Origin of the sequence: Martinezella lusitana (genome assembly GCF_010668395.1) — a bacterium.
Classification (GTDB): Bacteria; Pseudomonadota; Alphaproteobacteria; order Rhizobiales; family Rhizobiaceae; genus Rhizobium; species Rhizobium lusitanum_A.
The window spans coordinates 681320-706080 of sequence record NZ_WUEY01000001.1; the positions used below are offsets into that span (position 1 = coordinate 681320).

General features: G+C 61.2%; 19 protein-coding genes. 11 read left to right on the forward strand and 8 right to left on the reverse strand.

The features are described 5' to 3' along the window. The first annotated feature begins 3 nt into the window (after nt 1-3). Both GR212_RS03390 and GR212_RS03395 read left to right on the forward strand, forming a co-directional pair. Nucleotides 4-1479, forward strand: a complete 1476-nt coding sequence (locus tag GR212_RS03390) for a M81 family metallopeptidase (protein WP_163985026.1) — start codon at nt 4-6, stop codon at nt 1477-1479. Between the two features lies 1 nt (nt 1480). After that, the gene (locus GR212_RS03395) at nt 1481-2584 is read left to right on the forward strand and encodes a D-TA family PLP-dependent enzyme (RefSeq protein WP_163985027.1); all 1104 of its coding nucleotides are present in this window, start codon (nt 1481-1483) and stop codon (nt 2582-2584) included. A gap of 173 nt (nt 2585-2757) precedes the next feature. On the opposite strand, the gene GR212_RS03400 is transcribed toward GR212_RS03395, so the two are convergent. The 6 genes from GR212_RS03400 to GR212_RS03425 all read right to left on the reverse strand — a co-directional run bounded on the left by GR212_RS03400 (nt 2758) and on the right by GR212_RS03425 (nt 8684). Further along, nucleotides 2758-3891, reverse strand: coding sequence for an ABC transporter ATP-binding protein (locus GR212_RS03400; protein WP_163985028.1), 1134 nt, complete (start codon nt 3889-3891; stop codon nt 2758-2760). A gap of 84 nt (nt 3892-3975) precedes the next feature. Then, entirely contained in the window at nt 3976-5205 is a 1230-nt protein-coding gene (locus GR212_RS03405) for an extracellular solute-binding protein (RefSeq protein WP_163985029.1), read from the reverse strand. 36 nt (nt 5206-5241) lie between these two features. Then, on the reverse strand, nt 5242-6099 hold the full coding sequence (locus tag GR212_RS03410; protein WP_163985030.1) for a carbohydrate ABC transporter permease: 858 nt from the start codon (nt 6097-6099) through the stop codon (nt 5242-5244). Then, on the reverse strand, nt 6096-6983 hold the full coding sequence (locus GR212_RS03415; RefSeq protein WP_163985031.1) for a carbohydrate ABC transporter permease: 888 nt from the start codon (nt 6981-6983) through the stop codon (nt 6096-6098). The genes GR212_RS03410 and GR212_RS03415 overlap by 4 nt, the downstream gene beginning before the upstream one ends. Nucleotides 6984-6996: 13 nt before the next feature. Continuing rightward, entirely contained in the window at nt 6997-8157 is a 1161-nt protein-coding gene (locus GR212_RS03420; RefSeq protein ID WP_163985032.1) for a Gfo/Idh/MocA family protein, read from the reverse strand. Between the two features lie 194 nt (nt 8158-8351). Beyond that, the gene (locus GR212_RS03425) at nt 8352-8684 is read right to left on the reverse strand and encodes a hypothetical protein (protein WP_163985033.1); all 333 of its coding nucleotides are present in this window, start codon (nt 8682-8684) and stop codon (nt 8352-8354) included. A 256-nt stretch (nt 8685-8940) separates the two neighbouring features. On the opposite strand from GR212_RS03425, the gene GR212_RS03430 reads away from it, so the two are divergent. Next, nucleotides 8941-9813, forward strand: a complete 873-nt coding sequence (locus GR212_RS03430; RefSeq protein ID WP_348643431.1) for a glycosyltransferase family 25 protein — start codon at nt 8941-8943, stop codon at nt 9811-9813. Between the two features lie 46 nt (nt 9814-9859). Here the strand turns inward: GR212_RS03430 and GR212_RS03435 are convergent, their stop codons facing one another. Then, nucleotides 9860-11842: a polysaccharide biosynthesis protein gene (locus GR212_RS03435; protein WP_163985035.1), complete on the reverse strand. Its 1983-nt coding sequence runs from the start codon at nt 11840-11842 to the stop codon at nt 9860-9862. A 218-nt stretch (nt 11843-12060) separates the two neighbouring features. After that, on the reverse strand, nt 12061-13737 hold the full coding sequence (locus GR212_RS03440; RefSeq protein WP_163985036.1) for a GumC family protein: 1677 nt from the start codon (nt 13735-13737) through the stop codon (nt 12061-12063). Between the two features lie 195 nt (nt 13738-13932). Between GR212_RS03440 and GR212_RS03445 the strand changes: the two genes are divergently transcribed. The 8 genes from GR212_RS03445 to GR212_RS03480 all read left to right on the forward strand — a co-directional run bounded on the left by GR212_RS03445 (nt 13933) and on the right by GR212_RS03480 (nt 24744). Continuing rightward, complete coding sequence (locus GR212_RS03445) at nt 13933-15012, forward strand: glycoside hydrolase family 5 protein (protein ID WP_163985037.1); 1080 nt, start codon at nt 13933-13935, stop codon at nt 15010-15012. Between the two features lie 88 nt (nt 15013-15100). Next, nucleotides 15101-16336, forward strand: coding sequence for a hypothetical protein (locus GR212_RS03450; RefSeq protein WP_163985038.1), 1236 nt, complete (start codon nt 15101-15103; stop codon nt 16334-16336). Between the two features lie 153 nt (nt 16337-16489). Continuing rightward, nucleotides 16490-17374, forward strand: coding sequence for a formyltetrahydrofolate deformylase (gene purU, locus GR212_RS03455; RefSeq protein WP_163985039.1), 885 nt, complete (start codon nt 16490-16492; stop codon nt 17372-17374). 99 nt (nt 17375-17473) lie between these two features. Further along, entirely contained in the window at nt 17474-18025 is a 552-nt protein-coding gene (locus GR212_RS03460; RefSeq protein ID WP_163985040.1) for a hypothetical protein, read from the forward strand. 134 nt (nt 18026-18159) lie between these two features. Beyond that, on the forward strand, nt 18160-21087 hold the full coding sequence (locus GR212_RS03465) for an aminotransferase (protein ID WP_163985041.1): 2928 nt from the start codon (nt 18160-18162) through the stop codon (nt 21085-21087). 512 nt (nt 21088-21599) lie between these two features. Beyond that, nucleotides 21600-21794 (forward strand): hypothetical protein, encoded by a 195-nt coding sequence (locus GR212_RS03470; RefSeq protein ID WP_034489296.1) that lies wholly within the window; start codon nt 21600-21602, stop codon nt 21792-21794. Nucleotides 21795-22098: 304 nt separating this feature from the next. Beyond that, nucleotides 22099-23109: a P1 family peptidase gene (locus GR212_RS03475; RefSeq protein ID WP_163985042.1), complete on the forward strand. Its 1011-nt coding sequence runs from the start codon at nt 22099-22101 to the stop codon at nt 23107-23109. A 105-nt stretch (nt 23110-23214) separates the two neighbouring features. Then, complete coding sequence (locus GR212_RS03480) at nt 23215-24744, forward strand: ABC transporter substrate-binding protein (protein WP_163985043.1); 1530 nt, start codon at nt 23215-23217, stop codon at nt 24742-24744. Nucleotides 24745-24761 lie beyond the last annotated feature (17 nt).

Genomic DNA, 24761 nt, shown 5'->3' on the forward strand with positions numbered 1-24761 from the left:
GCATTGCGCATTTTCACCGCGGCCCTCGCGACCGAGACGAACACCTTCTCTCCCATCTGCATCGACCGGCGTGCTTTCGAAGCCTCTCTCTATGCACCCCCCGGCATGCACCCTGAAACGCCGACGCTGTGTTCCGCCCCGATTACCGTCGGCAGGCGCATTGCCGCTCAAAAGGGCTGGGAAGTGATCGAGGGCACGGCCACCTGGGCCGATCCGGCGGGCCTGGTGAACCGCCGGACCTATGAGGACCTGCGGGACGAAATTCTCGACCAGTTGCGGGCCGCCATGCCGGTCGACGCCGTCGTTCTCGGGCTGCACGGCGCCATGGTCGCGGATGGCTACGAGGATACGGAAGGCGATTTCCTGTCGCGCGTCCGCGAGATCGTGGGGCCGGATATCCTGGTCTGCGCCGAACTCGATCCGCACAGCCACCTGACCGGGAAGCGCCTCGCCGCCGCGAATTTCTTCGTCTACTTCAAGGAATTCCCGCATACGGATTTCGTCGATCGCGCCGAAGACCTCTGGCGTATTGCCATCGATACGCTCGAAGGCCGCGTCGAGCCGGTCATGTCCGTCTTCGACTGCCGCATGATCGATGTCTTCCCGACGTCGCGCGAGCCGATGCGCTCCTTCGTCGACAAGATCATGGCGCTGGAAAAGAGCGATGCCGACGTCCTGTCGATTTCTGTCATTCACGGCTTCATGGCCGGCGACGTGCCGGAAATGGGGACGAAACTGCTCGTCGTCACCAACAACAAGCCCGACAAGGGTTCCGCCATCGGCCGGGAGCTCGGTCTCGAACTTTTCTCGAAACGCGGCACCTTCATCATGCCGCAGATCGACGAGAAGCAGGCGGTGAGCGAGGCGATGGCCGCAACCTCCGGCCCGGTCGTCATTGCCGACCTATGGGACAATCCCGGCGGCGGCACGGCGGGGGATGCGACGGTCGTCCTGCAGGAATTGCTCGATCGCGGCGCCACCGACACGGCGATCGGCACGATCTGGGATCCCATGGCCGTGCAGATCTGCATGGCGGCCGGCGAAGGTGCGGAAATCCCGCTGCGCTTCGGTGCGAAATCCGCGCCGGGCACGGGCAATCCCATCGACGGTCATGTCAAGATCGTCCGTCTCGTCACCAACGCCGAGATGCGCTTCGGCGAGAGCTTTGCGCCGTTCGGCGATGCCGCGCATATCCAGCTCGACGGTATCGACATCATCCTGAATTCGACGCGCGCCCAGAGCTTCGATCCGAGCCTGTTCTCCGTCATGGGCATCGAGCCGGCGACCAAGAAGATCCTGGTGATCAAATCGACCAATCACTTCTACGCGTCCTTCTCCAAGATCGCGGCGCAGATCCTTTACTGCTCCGCGGGAACGCCTTATCCCAACAATCCGGCGCGCACGCCCTATCGCCGTGCGCGGAAGGATATCTGGCCGATGGTGGCGGATCCCTTTGCAGAAGAACGGAAAGACGCCTGAGATGGCACATGACATCGCCTCGGAAATCAGCCCCAAGCCTGGCGACCGGATCGAAGGACTATCGACCCCGCGCCCGATCATCGACGAGGACCGACTGGCCGGAAACATTGCACGCGTGCAGTCCTACATGGATCAGCACGGCCTGAACTTCCGCCCGCACATCAAGACGCACAAGATTCCCGCGCTCGCACGCGCTCAGGTCGCCGCCGGCGCCAAGGGCATCAACTGCCAGAAAATCACCGAAGCGGAAGCCTTCGCCGACGCGGGCTTCGAGGATATCCTGATTACCTTCAATATTCTCGGCCCGGAGAAGCTCGTTCGCCTCTCGGCGCTCAACAATCGCATTTCCGGCCTTAAGGTCGTGGCCGACAGCGCCGTCACCGTCGACGGGCTCTCCAGCTACTTTGCGGCGCGCAAGCCGCTGACGGTGCTGGTGGAATGCGATACCGGCGGCGCGCGCTGCGGCGTGCAATCGCCCGCGGAAGCCGCAAGGCTCGGCACATACATCGCCAGCAAGCCGGGGCTCGCCTTTGCCGGCCTCATGACCTACCCAAAGCCGGACAATGCCGCCGCGACGCAGGAATTCCTGTCGGAAGCGGTAAAGCTTCTGAAGGCGGATGGCGTGGCGTGCCCGATCGTCAGCAATGGCGGCACGCCCAGCCTCTTCGACGCGCATCTTGTGACCGCCGCGACGGAACATCGCGCCGGAACCTACATCTACAACGACCGCTCGATGGTGCGCGCGGGCCACTGCCGGGAAGAGGATTGCGCGATGCATATCCTCGCCACCGTCGTCTCGAGGCCAACCGAGGACCGCGCCGTCATCGATGCCGGCTCGAAGGCTCTGACCTCGGATCTTCTCGGCTTTGCCGACTATGGTCAGGTGGTCGGCTATCCCGACGCCGTCATCAAGGGGCTTTCGGAAGAGCATGGCGTCATCGACCTGTCGAAGTGCGCCGGCCCTCGCCCACGGATCGGCGACAAGATCCGCATCATCCCCAACCACACCTGCGTCGTTTCCAACCTCTTCGACCAGATGGTCTTTCATCGCGACGGCGTGGTGACGCGCGTCGAAGACGTGGCGGCTCGCGGCCTGGTCTGGTAGCTGCTTCGGGCGATCCGCCCTCGTGGTTCGAGACGGCCCTTCGGGCCTCCTCGCCATGGGGCTGATCCTCTATGCCGTAGCCCAAAAGTGGTAAGCCGTATCGAGGACCAGGTTCGCTCCACCCTCACCCTGAACGTGTCGAAGGGCGAGGATGGTCCGGCAACCGCCTCCCGTCAGGAGGCGGCCTGGTTCAGCAATTCCATGTCGATTTCGGTCAGTTCCACCCGCCGCTCGAAAGCCTCGCCGCTTTCGTCGAAGAGGTGGCAATCGCCAATGCGGATACCTGTCTTGATCGGCGCATCCATGCGGATGGCAGCGCTGCCGGGCAAAGTCGCGCAGAAATTCTCGTCGATGCCATCCGCCGTGGCATAGGCAACGGTTTGAGCACCGAGACGTTCGACAACCGTCGGCACGATGGTCAAGCTGAGATCGCCATCGCCGAGCTGGACATGTTCCGGCCGGATACCGAGCGTCAGCGCCTTGCCGACCGCGCCTGCGCGCGGGGTCACCGGCAACACGACCTTCTGGCCCTTGTAGTCGATCTCCACGCCCGCATCGCTGACGTTCGTACAGGTCACAGGCAGGAAGTTCATCTTGGGATTGCCGATGAAGCGGGCGACGAAGGTGTTCGCCGGCTTGTGATAAAGCTCCAGCGGGGCGCCGACCTGTGATATCTCGCCGGCGTTCAGCACGACGATGCGATCGGCCATGGTCATGGCCTCGACCTGGTCGTGCGTCACATAGATCATGGTCGCCTGCAGCTGGCGGTGCAGCTTCGCCAGCTCGATGCGCATGTCGGCGCGCAGAGCAGCGTCGAGGTTCGACAGCGGCTCGTCGAAGAGAAAGATCTTCGGCTCGCGCACGATGGCACGGCCGATGGCGACACGCTGGCGCTGGCCGCCGGAAAGCTGACCCGGCTTCTGCTGCAAGCGTTGATCGAGATGGAGGATGCGGGCGGCATGCTCGACCTTGGCCTTGAGCTTGTCTTCCGGCATCTTTTCCACCCGCAGGGGGAAGGCGATGTTTTCGAACACCGACATGTGCGGATAGAGGGCATAGGACTGGAAGACCATGGCGATACCGCGCTTGACGGGCGCCAGATCGTTGACGCGGACACCATCGATCATGATGTCGCCGGTGGTCACTTCATCGAGGCCTGCGATCATGCGCAGCAGGGTCGACTTGCCGCAGCCGGACGGACCGACGAAGACGATGAATTCACCGTCCGTTACGTCGAGTTCGACGCCCTTGATGACCTCGAAATGACCGTAGAATTTTTTGACCTGATTAAGGTGCAGCTTTCCCAAACTCTGTCTCCGCGCGGCGCCGCCGGTTGGCGGGCAGGGCTCCAAAGGCCGCGCGCATTGCGCGCGGCCCGGTGATTTGCAGGCTTACTTGTACTGCTCGAGGTCGGCAGCAGCCTTCTTCAGCGCGTCGGCCGGCTGGGCCTGGCCGGTCACGACCGACTGGACCATCTCGATCATGACGTTCTGGAAGCCCTTGTAGTCCTTGAACAGCGGCTCGGGACCACCATAGGCGATGCCATCGATGAACGGCTTCCAGGAAGCGTCCTTCTTGACGAACTCGTCAACCAGCGCCGACGGGCGCAGCGGCGTGAGGCCGGCGCCGCCCTGCAGTTCGTATTCCGCCTGCGGGCCGGGAGACGTGATGAACTTGGCGAAGTCGATCGCCTTGTCCTCGACGCCGCTGCCCTTGAAGACAGCAAGGCTGTCGGTGATGAGCAGCGTGCCCTGGCCCTTGGCCGAAGGACCGAGCGGCAGCGGCGCCACGCCCCAGTTGATCTTCGTTTCCTTCAAGCGAGCGGCGGCGCCGGAGCCGGCCTGGATCATGCCGACCTTGCCATCGAGGAAGATGGCGCGCATTTCGTTCTGCTCGTAGGCCGTCGGTCCTTCGACCGAGTAAGGCGTGATGTCCTTGTAGGCCTGGAGAGCTGCCAGAACTTCGGGGCTGTCGAGGACGATCTTGTCGCCGTCGATGACCTTGCCATTGTTGGTGTAAACCCAATGCAGGAACTGGTGCATGGTGTTGTCGAAGGTCTTGGCCGAGAGGCCGTAGCCGGGGATGCCGGTCTTTTCCTTGATCGTCTTGGCGTCGGCGATTTCCTCGGCCCAGGTGGTCGGCGGCTTCTCGGGATCGAGGCCGGCCTGCTTGAAGAGATCCTTGTTCCAGTACAGCGCCTTGGTCGAGAAGGCGATCGGCGTGCCCCACTGCTGACCATCGATAGTAACAGTATCGACGATGCCGGGATAATAGGCCTTCTTTTCGTCATCCGTCATCGGGATCTGAACGATCAGATCGTTGTCAGCGAACTGCTTGAGCGTACGCGAACCGACATAGGCCATGGCGACTGGCGTCCCGGCAGCGGCAAGCGTCGTTGCCTTATCCTGGCACAATTCCCAGCCGACGAGTTCTGGCTTGACTGCCCAGCCCGGATTCTTGTCTTCCCACTGCTTGATATACTTCACATGGATCGGATCGATGGTGTCGCCGCAATAGATCCAGCTGATTTCCTTGTCGGCGGCCTGGGCGTTCACGACGCCAAGCGCGGTGGAGCCGAGCAAAGCAAGGGCAAGCAGCCCCGTCTTGAAATGGAATGTCACGTTTAAGCTCCCGTTCTCTCTGGTGGTTGATTGGTTTTATTGCTTCACCGCGCCGGCGGTCAGACCGCTGACGAGATACCGTTGCAGGAAGAAGATCAGGATCAGCGCCGGCGTGATACCGACGAAACTTGCGGCCATGAGCTCATTCCAGACGACCTCCTGCCGGCCGAAATAGGCAAACAGGCCTACCGGCAGTGGCATGTATTCAGTCTTCGAGTTGAAGGTAAGAGCATAGATGAACTGCTGCGCATATGCCTCGATGAACGAAGAAATCGCGACGACGACGATACCAGGCATGGCAATCGGTAGGATAACGCGACGCAGGGTATAGAGCTGGCTTGCGCCATCGACATAAGCGGCTTCGTCGAGCTCCCGCGGGATACGCCTGATATAGGTGTGCAGCAGCCAGATCCCCGTGGGGATGATGAAGGCGACACCCGGCACGATCATGGCGAAATAGGTGTTCAGCACGCCGAAGGACCGCATGAGTCGGAACAGCGGGATGAGCAGCACAGCGCCCGAAAACATCTTCACCGCCAGAAAACCACCCAGCAACAAGCCCGAACCCTTGAACTCAAAGCGGGCGAAGGCGTAGGCCGCCGGCACCACGAGAATGAGCACGATGATGGTGATCGAACCGGAAACTAGGAACGAGTTGAAAATGTACCAGCCGAAGCCCGGCACGCTGGTCCACATCGTCCGGTAGGCTGCAAAGGAGCCATTTTCGGGAATGAACCGGTAGGGCGAAGAGAAAAGCTGGCTGAGCGGCTTCAGCGAGACCAGGAACCCTTCGACGAAGGGCGCCAGCACGAAGGTGAGGAACAGCAGGATCCCGGCATAGATGCCGATGAGCTCGTACCACTTGTAGCGATGGATCATCGAAGGCTGGCTCATCGCTGCTTGGCTCCCGTGGAAAAGCGGCTGGTCAGGCGGAAATAGGCTAGGCAGAAGAGCGACAGGAAGATGCAGATCAACACCGCGCGGGCCGCGCCTTCACCATATTTGTAGGATCCGATCGCGGTGCGATAGGTGTCGATAATCATCGTCGTCGTCTCGCCGTTCGGGCCGCCGCGAGTCAAAATCCAGATGATGTCGAAGGAATTGAACGTCGAAATCAACGAGAGCATCGACATGGTGACCAGGGAAGGCACGAGCAGCGGCAGCGTGATGCGGCGGAAGCGATAGAAGCGGCCGGCGCCATCCGTCCAGGCGGCCTCATACAGATCGTGCGGGACCGCCTGCATGGCCGCCAGCATGTAAAGGGTGACCATCGGCACGCCGATCCAGACGTCGGTAACGATCGTTGCCCAGAAAGCCGAGCTGCCATAGGCCAGGAATGCGACGGGACTGCCGACGATGCCAAAACGCTGCAGCAGGCCCGATATCATGCCGAACTGGCCGTTATACATCCAGCCCCACATGAAGATGCCGATCGCCATGGGCACGATCCAGGGCGGCATGGTCAGCACCCTGAAAAGCGACCGGCCCGGCACCGCGGAATTCAGCAGCGCCGCGCCCAAGGTGCCGATAACCATCTTGAACGACACGGAAAAGAAGGTCCAGATGAAGGTTCGGACGATGACGCCGGCGAAGGTGTCGTTGAAGATCTTGGCGTAGTTCTCCAGACCGACCCAATTCGTCACCTTCTTCAACGACGCGTCGGTGAAGGACAGGATTATCGTGTCCACCAGCGGATAGGCGACGATGACGGTGACGTAAAGAAGAGCCGGAAAAAGCAGGACCCAGGCGAAGATGACCGTGCTGCGTTGAACACCCATCCTGCGCCCCTCCCTAGGCGGCTCTTGAATGAAGCGCCTCGTCGAACTCGTCCCATATCGGTCGGAGATCGACGACGGTCTTCTTCATGCGCGCCTCGTCCATCGACAAGGCGAGAATTCCCGCTTCCAGCGCATTCTGGGTCGAAACCGGCAGGTGCAGGCCCGTTTTGACATGCGCGATAATGTCGGCGGCCATCTGCTCATCGGCGCCGTAGTGCTGCGACAACGTCGTGCGCGTCGCATAGGTTTTCTCGATCACCTTCTTGCCGGTGAGCATCTCATGCACGTTGAAATAACCGCGAATGAAATCGCCTTCGGCCATGCCGCGCGAGCCCATGATGGCGAAACGGCGGAACTGGTCCGGCACGTTCAGGTTGGTGTGGAAGTTCATGCCGACGCCATTGGCATATTCGACGATCGCGACCTGATAGTCGATGATGTCGCCATCGCTGTCGAACACCTTGTCCGATCCCATCCAGCCGCTCGGCTTGCGATGGAAAAGTTCGAGATCGTTGATCCCCTCCCGTGCCGGGTCGTTTTCCGGGATGAAGCTCTTGCGTCCGCCGAAGCTTGCGACCCTTTCCGGACGAGCGCCGACCACGCCATTATAAAGATCGAGGTCGTGGCAGCATTTCTCCAGCATGAAGCTGCCGGAATAATGTTCGTAGCGGCGCCAATCACGCATGAAGAACGCGCCGTGATAGGGCTCGATATGCTCGGATGCCTCGATGGAAACGACCTTGCCGAGCTTTCCTTCGGCCTGCGCGACCAAAAGATCGCGATACATGGGCGAATAGCGCAGGACGAGCCCGACATTCAGTCGCTCATGGCCGAATTTCGCCATCAGCTTTGCGAGTTCGATGCTGTCCTTGATCGTCGTGACGATCGGCTTTTCACAGAAGATCTTGAGGCCGGCCTCAAGGCCGATGCGGATATGATCGAGATGCATGTGGTTCGGCGAACCAATCATCAGGAGGTCGATCTTTTCGTTGGCAATCAGCTCTTGAGGCGTCGCATAGGCTTTTCCGGCAGAAATGCCCTGCTCGATCAAACCAGGCAGGCCCGCAGGTTCCGGATCGACATATCCGGCAATCTCGAAGCTCTCGTCGATCGCCTTGAAGACATAGCCCAGATATCCCAGGCGGAATCCCAGCCCAATGATTCCAACTCGCATGCTTTTGAGTTCCCATTACGTAATTTATTTTCGTAATCTTGGGGCAAATTTTCGCATTCGTCAACGACGTTCGCGCATTTTACCAAAAACATGAAATTTATTTTCAGACCATCATCAAAACTTTCACGACGTCAGCCTGACGCCGCGCAAGTTTTGATTGCGCTGCCGTTTATTTCGGCAGGCTGCCCGCGGCATCATCTGCCCGGGCCGTTATATTGCCAATATTTATAGTTCGGCTTGCGGGTGCTGCTGGAAATGACGCCATCCTGCTCGCAAACGTAACCGAGGCGCGGCAGGCTCCTGTAGAACAGTCCCTCGCGGAAATAGTCCGCATAAAGGGTCGTCGTCCGGCACTCAAACTTCTCGTCTGCCGCCATTTTCGGCGCCGTCACGCCCGGCAGGTTCTTGTAAGGATAGACGGGAGCGACATATGGCTTGGGGAGAAGCGGATTGTCGGCGAACGCCGCTGCAGGCGCGAGGCTCGCGAGGAGAACAGCTGCAATAGCGATTTTCGATTTGATCCACATGGCCTGCGACGATCCCTTACCTGCGAAGGCGACACCATGGTGCCGCATACCATAAATATAATAACGCAGCCGATGCGCGCCAACGCCCAATCACCAAAAACGCGCCTAAATGGCTGCCTGCGCGAGGCTGCCGGCTCGATCACGTTGCGTTACACCAATGGAAATGCTTTTATCTGCAAATACAACATAAACGTGCAGTACCCATTTGCGACAAGTCACGAATATGTTATATACTATAGAAATATCATATTAGTTGGTGTCCACGCGATTTCTGTTTGCAGGAGTAACGGTCATTCTCGAACAGATTAATCGCATTCCGAGTCCCGGCGGCTCTGAGATCGCTGGCGATGCCGCCCAGAAAATCCGTATCTATGTCATCAATCTCGATCGTTCGCGTGATCGCTGGAAGCGCCTTTGCAACCAGGCCGTGGAATACGATCTGCACATTACACGCGTTCCCGCCATCGATGGGCGCGTGATCGCAGACGAGGATCGCGTCGACTTCCATCCGCATTCGTTCATCTATCACAACGGCCGCAAGCTTTTGCCGGGCGAATACGGATGCTATCGCAGCCACCTGCTCGCGCTCGAGCAATTTGTCGCCAGCGGCGACAAGATGGCGATCATCATGGAAGACGACATCGAGCTCAACGAAAGGCTGATCCCCCGCGCGATCGCCGCAATGGAAAGCGTTCAGGGCACTCGCCTGGTCAAGCTCGTCAACCATCGTCTCGTCGGCTTCAAGCAGATCTGTCGGACCACCGAAAACGATATCATCGGTCGCTGTATGCACGGCCCGCAGGGGTCGGCAGCCTGTTATATCGTCAACCGCAAGGCGGCCCAAAAGCTGCTGACGACGCTGAAACCGATGATCCTTCCCTATGACGTCGCTCTGGAGCGGGGGTGGTCGACGGGCGTCGAGACGTTCACGACACTCGAAGGTCTGGTCGATTTCAGCCCACACCGCGCCGACACCACCATCGGCAAACGCGTCCACTACCGGGCCGTCAAGCGGCATTCGCTGTTGCGGCTGACGGCGCACTGGTTCCGCACATGCGATCAGCTGCGGCGCTGGCACTATGCCATCAAGGCCAAGCAAGGAATGGCGGCAAAGGCCGTCGAGCGCTAAGTCCGGCAGGCCGGAAAACGGCGGACCGATTTTCCGGGGCTACATCCTATAGCTGCGCGACATTGTCGAGGCTTGGCTGATCGACCGTCAGGTCGTGCTCGCGCTCGCGATAGACAAGGTCGACCACTTCGCTGCTCGGCTCATAGCCGGAGACCAGCTTCTGCAGCAGGATCCTGGCCTCGGGGATATCGTTCTCGTCCAGCGCCGCATCCAGCGCGGCAAGCCGGTTCGACAGCTCCGGCCAGGGCAGGAAATCCTCCTTGGCCTGCATGATGCGCGGATGGCCCGTCGTCTGCGGATTGTCGCCGATCAGCAACTCCTCGTAGAGCTTTTCGCCGGGCCTCAGGCCGGTGATTTCCAGCTCGATATCGCCATCCGGCTCGTCCTCGTCGCGCACCGTCAGTCCGGACAGTTCCACCATGCGGCGGGCGAGATCGGCGATGAGCACCGGCTCGCCCATATCGAGCAGGAAGACATCGCCGCCACCGGACATGGCACCGGCCTGGATCACGAGCTGCGATGCCTCGGGGATGGTCATGAAATAGCGGGTAATGTCGGGATGCGTCAGCGTGATGGGGCCGCCGTCGCGAATCTGCTGGCGGAACAGCGGCACGACGGAGCCGGAAGAGCCAAGCACGTTGCCGAAACGGACCATGGCGAAATTGGTGCTGTCGGCACCCGATCTGCGGTCGGCATCCATGGCCTGCAGCACCATTTCCGCCAGCCGCTTGCTCGCCCCCATGATGTTGGTCGGCCGCACGGCTTTGTCCGTGCTGATGAGGACGAAATTCTCGACGCCGCAATCGCGGGCGGCTTCAGCCGTTATCAACGTTCCCAGCACATTGTTGCGGATGCCTTCGACGGGATTGTACTCGACGAGCGGCACATGCTTGTAGGCGGCGGCGTGATAGACGGTCTTCGGCCGCCATGCCTCCATGATCTGCCTGATGCGCTGCCCGTCCCTGACGGAGGCGAGGAAGGGAATGATGCGCACTTCGGCATAGCCTGCGGACGCTGCCAGTTTCTCCAGCTCGCCATGAATGGCATAGAGGGCGAATTCGCTCTGCTCGACCAACAGGAGCGACGACGGACCGTTCTTCAGGATCTGGCGGCAGAGCTCGCCGCCGATCGAGCCGCCGGCGCCGGTGACCATGACCACCTTGCCGCGAATGTTCTTCTCGATCAGGTCACGGTCGGGCGCGATCACATTGCGGCCGAGCAGATCCTCGATATCCAGTTCGCGCAGATCCGAGACCGCGACACGCCCCTGGGCGAGCGCCGTCAGATCCGGCATGGTGCGCACGGTGACGCGGGCCTTGCGCATGTTTTCGAGGATTTCGTTGCGTCTCTGACGCGTGGCATTCGGCAAGGCCAGCAGCACGTCCCTGATATCGCCCGAGACCGCGAGCGCGGGCAGATCGGTCGGGTCGTAGATCGGCAGGCCGCCCATGATGCTGCCATGCAGGTTGCGGTCATCATCGAGATAACCGACGACATTCAGCTCGGCGCTGTTGGCAAGCGCACCCGCAAGCTGCCGCCCGGACGCCCCGGCGCCGTAGATCAGAACCTTTGCGAGCTGATTGCGGTTCAGGAGCCGTTGATAGGCATTGCCGAGCCAGTACCGCGTCCACATGCGCGACAGGCCGATGGCGATCAGCAACAGCAATGGCTGCAATATGCCGACCGTGCGCGGCACGCCCGGCACGCTGATCGCGGTGAAGATCGTCATGAAGGCGAGAGCGTAGATCGCCACCGCCTTGACAACGGTCACGAACGCCGAAAGACCCGCATACCGGAAAATGGCGCGGTAAAGACCAAGGACGATGAAGATCGGTATGGCAAGCAGAAGAGAAACGATGGCCGGCAGCCATTCGACGCCTTCGAGAATGACCCAGTCATCGAGGCGCAGGCAATAGGCGAACCAGACCGTGAGCACGCACAGGCTGGCATCGACCAGGAGCGCCAGCACGCGCTTGGTCGGCCGCGGCAGCGCCAGGAACGGCAGAACGAGTTTATCCGCAGGCACCATCGCTCAATTCCCTCCGGCGTCGGAGCGCGCGACAGCACAGCGCTTCTTTCGCATAGAATGTCTCACGATGCACCACCGGTGTATGATGACTGCATTGCGCTTTCATTAGCATGTTTCAATTATTCCCAGCGCCGATTTACATCTAGAACAGTCGGCGCACAATTGCATCTGCATCCTCGATGCTGAAGAAGCCGACGGCGCGAAAAATGGAAAAGGGATCACCTGCCGAAATAGCTGCGGATGACAGGGTGCCGAAACAGGCCGAAAAGAATGGCGAAGGCCATGCCAAGACCAGCGCCGAAGATCGCGCCGGCAATCAGGCCGGCCACCATCATCACCTTCCGGCTCGGCCCATCCGCCTTCAGCGGGGGTTCCGCCTCGGAAATCACGCGAATATTGCTCTGCGACAGATCCTGCGCATCGCTGGCCTGCCCGGATCGCTTCAGCAGCGATTCGTAGATATCGCGGGTGGCAGTCGCCTGGCGCTGCAGCTCGTTCAGACCGACAAGCTTGCCTGAGGTGTTGACCTGCGAGGCCTTCTGCACCGACAGCTCCTTGGCGATATCCTGCTCGGCCCGCTGCGCCTGCTCATAGTCGGCGCGGGCCGAGGTCATCTGCCGCTGCAACTCGGCGCGGATTTCCGCGGCAAGGCTTTCCAATGAGGATTTGGCCGCAAGCAGGCGCGGATGGCGGGCGCCGAGCTGGCTTTGAAGGCTGCCGACATTGGCTGCCAGCGTCGCATATTGCTGCCGCAGGCTGCTCAATGCCGTCGACGTCGTTCCGGACGAGGAGGTGTTGGACACCACATCCTCGAAACTGAGTTTGCCGGCCGCCTCGGCCCGGGCTCTCGCCTCGATCGTCTTCTGTTGGGCGGTGACCAGCAAGTCGTTCAACGCAGTCAGGCGCTTGTCGGAGATCAGATTGCCTTCGACAGCCACCATGTCGTTATCGGCACGGTAGGTCTCGACGGCCTTTTCGGCGGCAAGCACCTGCTGGCGCAGATCTTCGAGGCGGGTGTCCAGCGCTGTGTTGCTGCTTCTATAGCTGTTTGCAGCCGCCTTGCTTTCCTCTTCGATGAAAGAGGTCACGATCTGATTGGCGATCCGGGCAGATTTCTGCGGGTCGCCGGTCGTCACCTTCGCCGTCACGACATAGGTACTGGACTCGCGCGCGATCAGCACGGCTTTTGCCAAGGCAGCCGTCGCGATGTATTTCGCCGCCTCGCCGCTGGCGCCGCCGTCAAACTGCGGATCCTGATCGAGCTTCAACGCATCGACGACACGGCCCAGCACCTTGCCGGAAGACAGGATCTGCGTCTGGCTGTCGATCATCGTGGTGATCAACTCCGGCGCCGTTGGAGCCTGCTGGGAGGAATCGGGCCCGCCGATGGGACGGGGGTCGAAATAAAGGCTCGTTTCGGCGGTAAATTTCTGCGGTATCAGCGGGATGACCGCGCCACCCAGCGCGGCACCGATCCCGGCCAATACGACAACGACAAGCTTCTTTGCCCAAATCGAGCGAATGGCGGAGCGAATATCGAGCAGCGGCATGTTCGCAGCCGGCATCGGTGCCGATTGCGCCGCGGCGTTCGTCGCGGCAACCGCCGCCGGCTGCACGGCCGGGGCAGCGGCGATCACGACCGGCTCGGCTGCGGTTTGCACGATTGCGGCGTCTTCAGGCTCGGCTCTGCCTGCGGCGTCTTCAGGCCCCGGAAGGTCAGGGGCGGGCGTCTTGGGCTGCTCGACGGCTGTGACTGGCTCGGCTGCGTCGACGAAATCGCGCGGGCGCAAGATCGGACTGCGCGGGCGCATGCCGTCGCGCCGCGCGTCAGACGGCTCGGCACCGTGCCAACTCGCAAGTTGGTCCGATCTCTTGCTTCGTTCCATTGAGCTCATGTCAGACTTTCAATGCTTCGTAGGCGGATTCCACGCAGCAGATACCTTGAGTTTAGAAATTTTTGGCTAACGGAACATTAAGGACGCTCCAAGGAAATCGCGATACGGCGGCCGGCACGACCTGCCTCTTCATCATTGCTCAACACCATGATCCCTATGAGAAGCGGATATCCGCACGGAACACGGGAAGCAGCGATGACAGCACAGAGGAAGACGGTGTTACGGCGCCTGCTGGCCGCAGCAGCCATGCTTGCTTTCACGGCGCAGGCGGAAAGCAGCCTTGCAGCACCGCAGCTGTGCTACCGCGGCGTCAATCTCTCCGGTGCGGAATATGGCGAGCGCGACGGCGCGGTCAACGTGAACTATACCTACCCCTCCGAAGCGACGGTGCGTTATTTTGCCGAAAAGGGCATGAACGTCATCCGCCTGCCTTTCCGCTGGGAGCGGCTGCAACCCACGCTCGGCCAGCCCCTGAACGGCGACGAACTGCAGCGGCTGAAGGATGCCGTCGATCTCATCCAGAAGCATGGGATGGCCGTCGTCCTCGATCCTCACAATTACGGCTATTACGACAAGATCCAGCTCAAGCAGGCTCCGGCGACGGATCTGGCCTTCGGTGATTTCTGGGCGCGGCTCGCGGTCGAATTCTCCAATCGCAAGGGCGTCGCCTTCGGCCTGATGAACGAACCGCACGATATCAAGGCCCCCGATTGGCTGGAGCTCGCCAATACCGCCATCCGCAGCATCCGGACCGTCGGCGCGCGCAATCTCATTCTCGTGCCCGGCACGAACTGGACGGGCGCGCATAGCTGGTCCGCCGACGCTCTTGGCGGCGGCGCGAACGGAACGGTCATGCTCGGCGTCAAGGATCCGATCGATTTCTACGCCTTCGAATTCCACCAGTACCTCGATGCGGACAGCTCGGGCACCCATCCGGTCTGCGATGGCACCGACAGCGCAAAGAAGGGCCTGAACGACGTCACGGACTGGCTGCGCAAGAACGGGAAGCGCGGATTTCTGGGCGAGTTCGGCGTCGCCGCCAATGACGGCTGCCTTGATGGGCTGAAGCAGGTTCTCGGCATCATGAGCGCCAACAGCGACGTCTGGCTCGGCTGGAGCTACTGGGCGGCCGGCGACTGGTGGCCGCCGGAGGAGCCGCTCAACGTCCAGCCGCACAACGGCCGCGACAAACCCCAGATGAAGGTCCTGGCCGAGGGCCTGAGCCGAAAAATGGCGCTGGCGCCATCGTGCGCGCTGGTCAAGTCCGCGAAATGACCGGCGACGGCCAGCCGGCTCTTTGTCGCGAATCATCGGGCTGATATGCTGGCGCGGCCAGAGAAGACGCCACGACCCCGGATATCCAATGCAAAGTTCAGGCGAAAAGCAGCCGATCAATTTCGTCATTCTCACGATTTCGCTGCTGGCGGTCTGCTATAACTGCATCCTTGCTTTCATCAACCACAATATCACGCCGCTGACGCCCAACGCCGTCGTGCTGTGCGAGGTGGTGCTCCAGATCGCAAGTTTCAGCTATCTCCTGACCAAAGGGATCTACGAGGAGGACATCGCGCCTCTCTTTTACCTGCTGCTGACGATCGTGCTGACGATCTTCGTCATTGCCATCAACAAGCAGGCCTATATCGACCATCTCCGCAACGTCATGATCATCTTCGCCTTTTCGATCATGGGGCGGCTATCCAACGAGCGCACGGTCAAGCTCACCTTCAAGATTTCCTGCATTATCGTGCTTGCCGTGCTCATCTGCGAAATCGTGTCGGTGAAGGAATATGTCGCGCTGTTCCATCCGGCCGAGTATTTCCAGAACACGCGCGGCGTGCCGCCGGCCACGTATAGCGATCTCGGGCTGTTCCGCGGCGCGCTCGGCTTCGAGGGGCGGTTTTCCTTTGGCTTGATCGACCACCGGTCGTCCTCGATCTTCCTGGAACAGGTGTCTCTCGCCAACTTCTGCGGCGTGATGGTGCTGTATCTGATCAGTTTTTCCAATCGGCTCGGATTGTTGGACCGGTTGCTGTTCTTCTCGACGGTCGTGCTGATCCTGCTCACGAACGACACCCGCACGATGCTGATCTTCAGCCTCATCTGCGTCGCGGGCTATTTCATCTATCCCTGGCTTCCGAAGGCGCTGGACCTTCTGACCATGCCCGTGATCATCGTCGTCGGCTTCGTCATTCATGCCCTCAAGCCGACCGTCACCGGCGATAATTTCGTCGGGCGCATCAACGGCACGGTGAAGGCTTTCCTCGGCATGGACCTGCAAAGCACCATCGGCCTGCAGCTCGACCAGGTCGGCATTTTCTTCGACAGCGGATACGTCTACATCATCTATGGCGCCACCATCTTCGGGCTGATCCTGTTCTGGCTTTACGCCTCCCTCTATCCGGGCGGCGAGACGGTCAACCAGCGGCGTCTCGGCCATGCGCTTTCCCTCTTCCTGTTTCTGAACCTGATGATCGGCTCCACCGCCATCTTCTCCATGAAGACCGCCGGGCTGGTCTGGCTTCTGGTCGGCTTCCTAAAATTTCACGAGGGCACGCAGGCGAAGCAACCGCAAAAGCTCGCCCTGGCCACCAGCAGCTGAGGCGGGGATGCGCCGTCCGAAGGCGCAATGGGAACGGCTTTTTCCTCGCCATCCTGCCTAAATATCCGTCGAAACATGGCTGGGGGGAGGGTATTTCCCAGACCTCGGATTTCATCTAAGCAGGCGGCGTCCTCGGTATAAGAAAGAAGAGACATGACGAGCTATGTATTGACAGTGACGTGCCAGTCGACGCGCGGGATTGTTGCGGCGATATCGAACTATCTGGCGGATCAGGGCTGCAACATCGTCGATTCCAGCCAGTTCGACGATCTCGACACCGGCAAGTTCTTCATGCGCGTCTCCTTCATCTCCGAGGAAGGGGTCGGCGAGGCGGCGCTGGTGGAAGGCTTCAAGCCGATCGCCGAGAAGTTCGCCATGGATGCGGAGATCCACGATGCCAAGAAGCGCATGAAGGTGCTGCTGATGGTCTCGCGCTTCGGCCACTGCCTCAACGACCTGCTCTACCGCTGGAAGATCGGGGCGCTGCCGATCGACATCGTCGGCGTCGTCTCCAACCACTTCGAATACCAGAAGGTGGTCGTCAACCACGACATCCCCTTCCACCACATCAAGGTGACGAAGGACAACAAGCCGCAGGCCGAAGCGCAGCTGCTCGACATCGTCGACCAGACCGGCACCGAGCTGGTCGTGCTGGCGCGCTACATGCAGGTGCTGTCGGATGCGCTGTGCCGGAAGATGTCGGGCCGCATCATCAACATCCACCATTCCTTCCTGCCGTCCTTCAAGGGGGCCAACCCCTACAAGCAGGCCTATGAGCGCGGGGTGAAGCTGATCGGGGCGACGGCGCACTACGTCACCGCCGATCTGGACGAGGGTCCGATCATCGAGCAGGACACGGCGCGCATCACGCATGCGCAGTCTGCCGACGACTATGTGTCGATCGGCCGCGATGTGGAGAGCCAGGTGCTGGCGCGCGCCATCCATGCCCATATCCACTTCCGCACCTTCCTCAACGGCAACCGCACCGTCGTCTTCCCGGCTAGCCCCGGATCATACGCATCCGAACGCATGGGCTGAGGCGTCGTCGCGCTATTGCGGCCGGCTCTCTTTTCTTTTCGCTCCGAAGCGCGATTTGATACTGAAGCTATCGAATCGTGCGGAGCTGAAGGAGAGACTATGTCATTCTATCGCCATGGAACGCTGGCGCTGGCGGCGTTCCTGCTGTCTGCGCCGGCATCTTTTGCCACGACCGCGGAACAGGATCCCGCCCGGATCGATCTCGCCAAGCTGATCGAATGCACGACCTACGACGTGCCGAGCTACAACGATTTCGCCATGTGGCTGACGGGGCCGGAGAGTGCTACCGCCATGAAGCGGTTCGGCATCAGCGAGCTGCCGTCAAACAATCCCTTCCTGCGGGAATTCCAGCTTTCAGCGCCGGTCACGGTCTTCGGACGGCAGACGAGCAGGATCGTCTTTGCCTCCACCGGGCCGCTCGCCGTGCTCGATGAGCCCGATCCGCATCCGCTTGCCAAGCAGCTCGGCGTGACGGCTTCGGTCGATCTGCCGAACAAGTTCCTCGGCGAAAAGGAAATCCTGTCGATCAAGGACCAGCAGGAAAATTCCGACACCGTGCTGCACACGCGCATCTCGCTCAACGTCTCGACCGTTGACGACCACCCGGGCAAGACCCTCGCCGGTTGCAGTTATTCGATCGAGGTCGAATAAGAGATCACGCCTAGCCGGCTGCATTCTGTGGCCTATCTTCCTCCTCATCGCTCGATCACCCTATCTGTTTTGGGTAATTTTCTTTAGGATGGAATGGTTTAGTGTCGATGCAAATGAACCATCCGGGGGATGCCATGGCCGACGCCACGCTTGCAAATCGTATGCAACTGCCGAGACCGGATGTGACGCCGGAGGAGGCGGCCGAAATCCTGCAGACGCATTACGGCCTGAGCGGAACGTTGACAGAGCTCGGCAGCCAGCAGGATCGCAACTACCGCGTCGACGCCGGCGACAATGCCTATGTGCTGAAGATTTGTCATGCCGAATACGAGCTGGTGGAGCTCGAGGCGCAGAACGCCGCCATTCGCCATCTGCAGGACAAACCCGATGCCCCGCGCGTGCCCGAGGTCGTGCCGGCGCTGAACGGCCGCGACATCCTCAGCGTCACTCTCCGCGAGCAGGACTATCTCGTGCGGCTGCTCGGCTTTCTTCCAGGCCAGACGCTGACGCGCTGCAAGCATCTGCCGCCGGCTTCAGTCGCCGGGCTCGGTGCGCTTTCGGCGAGGCTTGCCCGCGACCTTGCCGATTTCGACCATCCCGGCCTCCACCGGAACCTGCAATGGGACCTGCGCCGGGCAGGACCGGTCGCCGTGCAGCTCCTGTCGGCCATAACGGACCACGAAGCGCGCGACCGCATCGCCAAGGCAATGGTCGCGGCCGTCAAGCGCATCCAGCCGCTCGCGGCCGATTTGCGCGTGCAGCCGGTGCATCACGACGTTACCGATGACAATGTCGTCAGCCATCCCGACGCCCATGGCCAGCTCGTCCCGGACGGCGTCATCGATTTCGGTGACATCATCCAGGGGTGGCTCGTCGGCGACCTTGCCGTGACCTGCGCCTCGCTGCTGCACCACGCGGAGGGCAACCCCTTCTACATTCTTCCCGCCATCAAGGCCTATCATGCGGTCTATCCGCTGCAGGAGGCGGAGGCCAAGGCGCTGTGGCCGCTGATCGTCGCGCGCGCGGTCATCCTTGCCGCCAGCGGCGAGCAGCAGCTCGCCATCGATCCGGACAACAACTATGTGCGCGGCAATCTCGAGTTCGAGCGCGAGATTTTCGATGTCGCGACCGGCGCGCAGCCGGACGTGATGGACGCGGCGATCCTGCGGACGATCGGCTTCGACGTCGCGCCGATTACGCCCGAAGGCTGGTCGCCGCTGCTGCCTGATCTTGACCCCTCACAGATCGCGGCCGTCGATCTCTCGGTTACCGGACACGACTTCATCGACGGCAACTGGCAGAAGCCCGACATGGACTGGCGGCTGCTTGCCCAGACGGCAATGACGTCAGGCGCCGCGGCAACCCGTTACGGCGAATTCCGCCTGTCCCTCGCCGCCCCGCTCACCATGGCGCCGCCACAGAATTTCGCCCTTCATTGCGATGTCTGCCTGCCAGCCGGAGCCACCGTCGCCGCGCCCTTCGCCGGCCTGCTGCAAAGGGAGGGCCAGCATTTCGTGCTGGCCGGCGAGGACGTGAGCCTTCATCTGGACGGTATCGAAAGCGCGCTCGAGGACGGAGCAGCCATCGAGCAAGGTGCGACAATAGGCACGATCGGTAGCGAAGGCTCGGCGATCGGAGGATTGCGCGTGCAGCTTTGCCGCGTGCCAAACCTCGTGCCGCCGCTCTTTGCGACGGCAGATCAGGCGGACGGCTGGTCGGTTGTCTCGCCCTCGCCCGCCTCTCTCCTCAATCCGGCATGCGAGGCGCCGAGACCGGATGCGTCAGCGCTTCTTTCCCTGCGCAATGCCCGCTTCGCGAAGCCGCAGAAGCACTATTATGAGTTGCCGCCGCAGATCGAGCGCGGCTGGCGCGAATTCCTGTTCGACATGCAGGGCCGCTGCTACCTCGACATGGTCAACAACGTCACCACGCTCGGCCATGCTCATCCGCGGCTGACGGCGGCGATCGCGCAGCAATGGTCGAGGCTCAACACCAATTCCCGCTTCCACTACGCCGCCGTCGCTGAATTTTCCGAACGGCTGGCGATGCTGGCGCCGGAAGGGCTGGACAGCGTGTTCCTCGTCAACAGCGGCTCGGAGGCCAATGATCTCGCCATCCGCCTTGCCTGGGCCCATAGCGGCAAAAGGAACATGCTGTGCCTGCTGGAGGCCTATCACGGCTGGACTGTCGCGAGCGATGCCGTCTCCACGTCGATTGCCGACAACCCGCAGGCGCTGACGACACGGCCGGACTGGGTGCATCCGGTCCTCTCGCCCAATACCTATCGCGGCCCGTTCCGGGGTCCGGATTCGGGGCCTGACTATCTCAACGACGTCGCCGCCAAATTGCTGGCCATCGACGAGAAAGGCGACGGGCTTGCCGGCTTCATCGCCGAACCGGTGTACGGCAATGCCGGCGGCATCGCGCTGCCGCACGGCTATCTTGCCGGCGTTTACGATGCCGTCCGTCAGCGCGGCGCCCTTTGCATCGCCGACGAAGTGCAGGTTGGCTACGGACGGCTGGGCGAACACTTCTGGGGCTTCGAAACGCAAGGGGTGATGCCCGACATCATCACCATTGCCAAGGGCATGGGCAATGGCCATCCGCTCGGCGCCGTCATCACCCGCCGCGAGATTGCCGAGTCGCTGGAAAAGGAAGGCTATTTCTTCTCGTCGGCCGGCGGCAGCCCGGTCAGCTGCGTCGTCGGCCTGACCGTTCTCGATATCCTCAAGGACGAGAATCTGCAGGAAAACGCCCGGGTCGTCGGCGACCAGCTGAAGGCAGGGCTGATCGCCCTGATGGATCGCTTCCCGCTGATCGGCGCCGTGCACGGCACGGGACTTTATCTCGGCGTGGAATTCGTTCGCGACCGCGAGGCGCTGACGCCGGCGACCGAAGAAACGGCCGCGATCTGCGAACGCCTGCTCGATCTCGGGGTCATCATGCAGCCGACCGGCGATCACCTGAATGTGTTGAAGATCAAGCCGCCGCTGTGCCTTGCGCCCGAAAGCGCCGATTTCTTCGTGAAAGCCCTGGAAAGAGCGCTTGAGGACGGATTTTGATGCCCTCGCTGCGCCGTTAACCATTGAGGTGATTTAGCGGCGAGGGAATTTAAATGCCGTTGCGGGATTGTCGAATCTCGCGCCAGTTCCTATCTGTCTGTCGGTGATCGGCGAGCCGTTCCGACACGGATAGCAACGTGAAGGCATTTAACACAGCCTTCCCCGCAACCCGCCAGGCTCGGAATTTTATTTTCCCGATCGTCGACATTTTGACATCTTTCGGAATATGTTTCTGAAGATGCAATTGCTATTATCTACTAAAGTAGTGGATAATAGTGCACCGGATCGCGGTGCTCCGTTGTTGGAGCCCCGTCAAGTACAACGCCAGATGAGGAAGTGACATGCTGAATACTGAAGTCATCGCTTCGATCCTTGGGCGGTCCGTGCTTGGCAATGACCGCTCGGGCGCGCTCTCCCGCCCGTGCTGTCGAATGTGACGTTCGTCCTCCCTACCGGAATCAAACAGTCAATTCGCCATGTCTGCGCCGTGCGTGCGCAGAGGGAGTCTATTTATGAAGAAGCAAGTTATCGAGTACGCCGGCGTTCCCGTCGGCATCGTCGTTCCGGATCAGGATCGGCTCAAGTTCATCGCTGTCAAATATCACGTCCATGATCTGGACGAGCAGCATTTCAGAAACGCGGACGAAGTAAGGCTTGCGATCCGCGATCTCCTCTCCCGCCAGCAGGCAAAGCCGATCCATGTTTGATGGATCGGCTCGCCTCTACGCCTGCCCGACAAAATCACCCGCCCTCCTGGTTCGAAACGCCCTACAGGCCTCTTGACCACGAGGGCTGGTCTCTCGCATCAAGCCGGTGCATAGACTTTTCGCTGTTTCTCGCTGCATTCTCTCCTCCCCCAAGGTGAGGCACGCGGGCTGAAAGCCGGAGCCTCGAACCACAAGGGCCGGTCCGCACAGCACTCCTCCCGAACACACCCACCTTGTCTTTTGATCCTCTTTACGGTCCTATCGCCATGACGACCTCGCGTTGCAAACGGCGAAGGATTTTTCATTGGCTGATCATCTCAATCTCCTGACCGATGTCGAAGGCGTCGCCGTCGGGCACTCCACCGATCTTGCGCTTGGCTCCGGCGTCACCGCCATCATTTTCGATGAACCGGCGGTCGCATCCTGCACCGTTCTCGGCGGCGCACCGGGCGGGCGCGATACGGCGCTGCTCGATCCCGCAATGACGGTCGGCGTGGTGGATGGCCTCGTTCTCTCGGGTGGCTCAGCCTTCGGGCTAGACGCCGCAGGAGGAGTGCAGGCCGGCTTGAGGGAAATCGGCCGAGGCCTCAAGGTCGGCAATGCGCTGGTGCCGATCGTGCCGCAAGCAATCCTCTTCGACCTCATCAATGGCGGCAACAAGGACTGGGGCTTGCATTCGCCCTATCGCGATCTTGGCTATGCCGCCTTCAAGGCGGCCGGCAAGGGCCCATTCGCGCTCGGCTCGGTCGGCGCCGGAACGGGCGCCACGACGGCGACGGTCAAGGGCGGACTTGGCTCGGCCAGCGCCACCAGCAGCAAGGGATACAAGATCGCCGCCATCGTCGCCGTCAATGCCCTCGGCTCCGCCACCATCGGCAACGGCCCGCATTTCTGGGCGGCGCCGTTCGAAGAGAGTGGCGAATTCGGCGGTCTCGGCATGCCTGAGACCATCGATTCACGCCTGCGGCTGAAGGGCACCAACATCACCGCCACGACCATCGGCGCCATCGTCACCGATGCCCGGCTGACAAAGGCGGAAGCGCATCGCCTGTCCATCTCAGCCCATGACGGCTTTGCCCGCGCCCTGCTGCCGACGCATCTGCCGCTCGACGGCGATACCGTGTTTGCCGCCTCCACCGGCAGGCACGCTCGCGACGACATGCCTGGTTTCATGGAGCTCTGCCACCTCGCCGCCATCGTCATGGCGCGGGCGATCGCCCGCGGCGTCTTTGAGGCGGCGGCGCTGCCGGTCGAAGGCGCGCAGCCTGCATGGCGGGACCGTTTCGCCGGGCCGCCGGGCATCCGACCGCACTAGCACAAATTTTCAGAATTGTGTGTGCGCCTGCGAGATGACACTATCCATCGAAAGACCGCAAGCCGGAGGGAAACCGGGCTTCCGGGCAAAAGCAAGGGAACTGAGATGACCAAGTTTTCACGCCAGAGCCTTAGCGATGTCGCGCGCCGGCTTGCCTGTGGCGCCGCACTTTCCGCCGGCCTGCTGATGATGGGCCTGACACAGGCCGAGGCTGCAAAGACGACGCTCAACCTCGGCATGAGCGTCGAGCCGACGGGCCTCGATCCGACGATCGCCGCTCCCGTCGCGATCGGACAAGTCACCTGGCAGAACATCTTCGAAGGGCTGGTTGCCATCGACGAAAGCGGCAAGATCGTGCCGCAGCTCGCAAAGAGCTGGGAGATTTCGCCTGACGGCCTGACCTATACGTTCAAGTTGCAAAGCGGCGTGAAATTCCACGATGGCGAGACTTTCGATTCGGCCGCCGCCAAGTTCGCGGTCGATCGCGCCCGAGGCAGCGATTCCGTCAATCCGCAGAAGCGCTTCTTTTCGACCATCGCCTCGATCGACACGCCGGATGCGGAAACGCTGGTGCTGCATCTGTCCTCGCCGACCGGCAGCCTGCTCTACTGGCTCGGCTGGCCCTCTTCGGTCATGGTCGGGCCGAAATCCTCTGCCAACGACAAGACGACGCCCGTCGGCACCGGTCCGTTCAAATTCTCCGCCTGGGCCAAGGGCGACCATGTCGATCTGGTCAAGAACCCGGACTACTGGAACAAGTCGGTCGACGTGAAGCTCGAAAAGGTGACATTCCGCTTCATTTCCGATCCGCAGGCCGAGGCCGCGGCGCTGAAGGCCGGCGATGTCGATGCCTTTCCGGAGTTTGCCGCGCCGGAGCTGATGAGCTCCTTCGACGGCGACCCCAGGCTGATGACCAAGGTCGGCAATACCGAGCTGAAGGTTGTGGCCGGCATGAACAACACCCGCAAGCCCTTCGACGACACGCGCGTGCGCCAGGCGCTGATGATGGCGCTCGACCGCAAGACGATCATCGACGGCGCGTGGTCCGGTTTCGGCACGGCGATCGGCAGCCACTACACCCCGAACGACCCCGGCTACAAGGACCTGACCGGCACGCTGCCCTACGATCCCGCCAAGGCCAAGGCGCTGCTTTCCGAAGCCGGCTATCCAAACGGCTTCAGCTTCACCATCAAGACGCCGCAGATGGCCTATGCCCCGCGCAGCGCGCAGGTGATGCAGGCGATGTTTGCCGATATCGGCGTGACGATGAACATCGAGCCGACGGAATTCCCGGCGAAATGGGTGCAGGACGTCTTCAGCGGCCGCAACTACGACATGACCATCATTGCCCATGCCGAGCCGCTGGATATCGATATCTATTCGCGCGACCCCTATTACTTCAACTATAAGAATCCGGCCTTCGACGAGCTGATGAAGAAGATCCAGCTCACCGCCGATCCCGCCGAGCAAAACAAGCTCTATGGAGAGGCGCAGACCATTCTTGCCGAGGATGTGCCGGCTCTCTTCCTCTTCGTCATGCCGAAGCTCGGCGTCTGGGACAAGAAGCTGAAGGGTCTTTGGGAGAACGAGCCCATCCCCTCGAACGTGCTGACCAACGTATCCTGGGAAGACTGAGCGCTTCCGTGCGACGA

Excerpts from the sequence above, each read along its gene's own strand:
- GR212_RS03395 (WP_163985027.1), top strand. The coding sequence starts at position 1,481 with ATGGCACATGACATCGCCTCGGAAATCAGCCCCAAGCCTGGCGACCGG.
- GR212_RS03410 (WP_163985030.1), bottom strand. The coding sequence starts at position 6,099 with ATGAGCCAGCCTTCGATGATCCATCGCTACAAGTGGTACGAGCTCATC.
- GR212_RS03415 (WP_163985031.1), bottom strand. The coding sequence starts at position 6,983 with ATGGGTGTTCAACGCAGCACGGTCATCTTCGCCTGGGTCCTGCTTTTT.
- GR212_RS03420 (WP_163985032.1), bottom strand. The coding sequence starts at position 8,157 with ATGCGAGTTGGAATCATTGGGCTGGGATTCCGCCTGGGATATCTGGGC.
- GR212_RS03425 (WP_163985033.1), bottom strand. The coding sequence starts at position 8,684 with ATGTGGATCAAATCGAAAATCGCTATTGCAGCTGTTCTCCTCGCGAGC.
- GR212_RS03435 (WP_163985035.1), bottom strand. The coding sequence starts at position 11,842 with ATGGTGCCTGCGGATAAACTCGTTCTGCCGTTCCTGGCGCTGCCGCGG.
- GR212_RS03440 (WP_163985036.1), bottom strand. The coding sequence starts at position 13,737 with ATGAGCTCAATGGAACGAAGCAAGAGATCGGACCAACTTGCGAGTTGG.
- GR212_RS03445 (WP_163985037.1), top strand. The coding sequence starts at position 13,933 with ATGACAGCACAGAGGAAGACGGTGTTACGGCGCCTGCTGGCCGCAGCA.
- GR212_RS03450 (WP_163985038.1), top strand. The coding sequence starts at position 15,101 with ATGCAAAGTTCAGGCGAAAAGCAGCCGATCAATTTCGTCATTCTCACG.
- purU (WP_163985039.1), top strand. The coding sequence starts at position 16,490 with ATGACGAGCTATGTATTGACAGTGACGTGCCAGTCGACGCGCGGGATT.
- GR212_RS03460 (WP_163985040.1), top strand. The coding sequence starts at position 17,474 with ATGTCATTCTATCGCCATGGAACGCTGGCGCTGGCGGCGTTCCTGCTG.
- GR212_RS03465 (WP_163985041.1), top strand. The coding sequence starts at position 18,160 with ATGGCCGACGCCACGCTTGCAAATCGTATGCAACTGCCGAGACCGGAT.
- GR212_RS03470 (WP_034489296.1), top strand. The coding sequence starts at position 21,600 with ATGAAGAAGCAAGTTATCGAGTACGCCGGCGTTCCCGTCGGCATCGTC.
- GR212_RS03480 (WP_163985043.1), top strand. The coding sequence starts at position 23,215 with ATGACCAAGTTTTCACGCCAGAGCCTTAGCGATGTCGCGCGCCGGCTT.